Raw genomic sequence first — 3,328 nt, forward strand, 5'->3', positions numbered from 1 at the left:
GCATCCTGCGTCAGGAGGCTCTGATAATAACTCATCAGACCAATTAACTGTGAAAAGCCTGCCCGGTACGCTGTCATGGCATCCATTGATACATTTAAATCCGGAACTGTAAGCTGCTTTCCTTCTACCTCACCGGATACCGTCGAAAAAGACTGTACCTTTGATGTATAAACATTGGTATCTAATTTTATCAGCATGATGACATTCGCTTCGTGAGCAGATAGGTGATACAGTTACTTTTTCGAACAAAGGATTTAAGGAATTGGAAGTCCTAAAGTATAACCCTAATAAATTATACCAGGGAAACTTTGACTCCTTCATCCTCTGATATTAATGATACTAATGATTGTCCAAATCTTTCAATCTGTCCCAACTCACAGCTAACATAAAAGCAACATCTATGGGCACGTCTGTCATTATCCGCAATTTCTATATCTACTTCAATTTTTACATGTCCATGATTATCACTTGGTAAAATATTTAATGAAAAAGCAGGTGTATAGTTTCCAATCTTATTTCCAAATTCCAAATAACATACCTCATTAGAATTTTTGATATAATTATTTATTTTATCTGCAGCATTTTCTAATAAAACATCCTCAACATAACAATTCTGAAATACACTAATGTATTCTGAGCTTGCCATCACTTTCAATTCTATAATATTAGAATCTTTCCATATTCTTTCAAAAATAATATTATCCATAAAATTCCTCTCTTTACTTAAATTTAAAATCATCGAATGTGCCGGTCACTTTATTATATACATAATGGATTGTAATTTTATTTCCATCAGCTATCTTTACAACGGATTCCATTTTAATCCAGCCATCTGATGATTTCCCCCTCGTATCATTTAATTTAATTGGAAGTTCAGTAGCACCTTCCAAAGGATCAGACCGTACTTGATGCATAGCCATTTGTTCTTCTAAATTATTAGGAATTGTTCTTCCTGTACTACCTCTTCCTTCTACTTTCACAGGATTTCCAACTCCAGTATTAGAAGAACTACCACTCTCCCCCACATTCCCCAGTTGCTGTTTTCTAAGTTCCAACAGCTCCTCCGGGGTTACTTTCTTTAATGCAAGTGTTTCGTCTACCTTTCCGATTCCTTTTATTTCTGCCTCTGTCAGCCCTTCCTTGCTTCCATTCTCAAGAAAATCAAGGTATTTCTGGGCATCTTCTTTTGACATTCCTTCTGCAAAAGAACCGTGTAATCCACTTACATTTGCCATGGCATCTATCTCATTGAGCATTCCAGTCAGCGAACCTGTTAAGAAGCCTGCCAGTGGACTGTTGGTAGCTTCTGGCATTCTCTTGTCCACATAGCTGCTGGCTGCCATTGTCAGTCCCTGCTTGACATACTCTGTCACTACTGCCCTGCTTACGGATGTTCCTGTGCTTATCGCTGCTTCTCCGATACTGCCATTCCTCCTGTCAGTATCAGAGAAGCAGCGATTGTCAATACATTTCCTATTAAATAATAGAGATCCGGATTACTGGCAAATACTGTATCACGGATTGGATTAACCGATACCAGCCTTGAGTCTCCCGTCACTCCATGGAATCCTGGGATATATCCGGCATAGTAGCAATTTCTACAATACTGCTCCTCACCGCATCAATCTCTTCTATCCATCGGGCAAGCTGTTCCTGGATTAATTCACAGATGCTGGTAATCTTCTCGTACTTTACATTGTTGCTAAGAGCACGTTTATATCAGCGTATTGGAACTAAATATTCTATTTTGATTTTGCAATGTCCTTTCGTATACCCGACTCGACAAAATTTCGCTAGTGTCTATTAATTAACATCATGGATTCTTAATTGCTTCACAACAGCCATGATGATTAATTAATAGACATGCAAGAGCCGTTGGATGTCCGACAGTATAACCATAATTAAAATATAAGTTTCTCTCCGGTTTCAGATTTTACAAAATATTTTTGTGAGCCATCATATTCTAAGGTTAATTCTGTTCCAATTGGTAATTCAAAAATTGGAGCAATTGCAGGCTCTATTTCAAAAATTGTGCCCCAATCACAAATGACCATGTTTTTTGAATCTGCCAGAAACTCATCTGTATCTATTTCCGAAAGAAATCTCCACCCATTATCAATATTATTTACACTCTCTTCTCTAAAACACCATTTTACTCGTCCCCTTCTTTCTAATATATTTTTTGAAACAACAGAACCTCCTAAATTCATTGTGCTATGCATATTTTTCCTCCAATCTTTTTTTTAATTCATCGCTTCCCCTTTCCATAATTAGTTTACGAATGGTAAATCCATTCTTGTTTTTCTCATCAACATCTGTTACTTGTTCAAAACATTCTTCAATAAAATTCATTGTACTCTCTGAACGTTCCTTAAAAGCTTCCATGCATAATGAAAAAAAGGCTGTATTACCATACTTTACATCTTTTTGCATTACCGAAGTACCTTTACTTAGCAATAATTTTCCGATTTCAACTGCTTCAATACAATTTATATTTGGAGCCAAAAAATGAAATTCATTATTACCTTCTTTTGACACTATGTTTACTTTTGCATTGTTATCAAGTAAAAATTTTGATATTTCAAATTTTCTGGATACTAAGCTTCTTTCAAGAATACTCATTCCACTATCATCTACCCAATTAATGATATCAGATACATTATCATTTTTTAACTTTATTTTTTCATGTAAATCTTTTAATGTACCAAATTTAACAATTGTCCCATAATCTGCTTTCTCAATATTCATTTTTATTTCCTCACTCATATTTATGACTTCTATTTGTACTAGGTAACTCTGGTCTATAATTTCTAGGATTACGATACCATTCTAAAAATTCATCTTTTGAAATCACATCATCCATATATAATTGATGCATTTCAGAGTATTTCTCACTAGGAATATGTCCCATATCCCATTGACCATTTCTCGGTTTAGTTTTATCCCATGTAATTTCAACGCCAGATGGGTCATAAACTTTTCCTGTAATAGGGTCTTTCGCATTCTCCCAAACTTCATTTACTTGATTTTTACCATAAGATGGGCGACTATTTGTATATGGTTTACTTCCACTACTACTCTCTCCAACATTCCCCATCTGCTGTTTCTCAAGTTCTAATGACGCCTCCAGATTCATTACTTCCAGATCAGCCTCATTGAGCATTCCATATGTTGCTATTCCGGTTAGTGAACCAACTACAAAGCCTGCCAGTGGACTGTTGGTGGCTTCTGTCATGCTCTTTTCCACATAACTGCTGGCTGCCACCGTCAGTCCCTGCTTTGCATACTCTGTTACTACTGCCCTGCCGATGGATGTTCCTGCACTTAC

The 3,328-nt window shown here is 36.2% G+C and carries 7 protein-coding genes; all 7 read right to left on the reverse strand.

What is annotated here, in order from left to right:
- Positions 1-197, reverse strand: a 197-nt coding sequence (locus tag LKD41_RS15315) for a hypothetical protein (RefSeq protein WP_227701654.1), incomplete at its 3' end; no start/stop codon positions are given.
- 95 nt (positions 198-292) lie between these two features.
- Entirely contained in the window at positions 293-706 is a 414-nt protein-coding gene (locus LKD41_RS15320) for a hypothetical protein (RefSeq protein ID WP_118639823.1), read from the reverse strand.
- Between the two features lie 13 nt (positions 707-719).
- Positions 720-1,373: a hypothetical protein gene (locus LKD41_RS15325; RefSeq protein ID WP_227701655.1), complete on the reverse strand. Its 654-nt coding sequence runs from the start codon at positions 1,371-1,373 to the stop codon at positions 720-722.
- Between the two features lie 29 nt (positions 1,374-1,402).
- Positions 1,403-1,558 carry a hypothetical protein gene (locus LKD41_RS15330; RefSeq protein WP_227701656.1) on the reverse strand — a complete coding sequence of 52 codons (156 nt, stop codon included), beginning with the start codon at positions 1,556-1,558 and terminating at the stop codon, positions 1,403-1,405.
- A gap of 343 nt (positions 1,559-1,901) precedes the next feature.
- Positions 1,902-2,222, reverse strand: a complete 321-nt coding sequence (locus tag LKD41_RS15335) for an immunity protein Imm33 domain-containing protein (protein ID WP_118542600.1) — start codon at positions 2,220-2,222, stop codon at positions 1,902-1,904.
- Positions 2,215-2,766 (reverse strand): ankyrin repeat domain-containing protein, encoded by a 552-nt coding sequence (locus tag LKD41_RS15340; protein ID WP_118544597.1) that lies wholly within the window; start codon positions 2,764-2,766, stop codon positions 2,215-2,217. The genes LKD41_RS15335 and LKD41_RS15340 overlap by 8 nt, the downstream gene beginning before the upstream one ends.
- On the reverse strand, positions 2,759-3,328 hold a 570-nt coding region (locus LKD41_RS15345; RefSeq protein WP_227701657.1), incomplete at its 5' end, for an HNH/ENDO VII family nuclease. The genes LKD41_RS15345 and LKD41_RS15340, both read right to left, overlap by 8 nt.

This window comes from Roseburia sp. CLA-AA-H209 (assembly GCF_020687575.1).
GTDB lineage: Bacteria > Bacillota > Clostridia > Lachnospirales > Lachnospiraceae > Roseburia_C > Roseburia_C amylophila.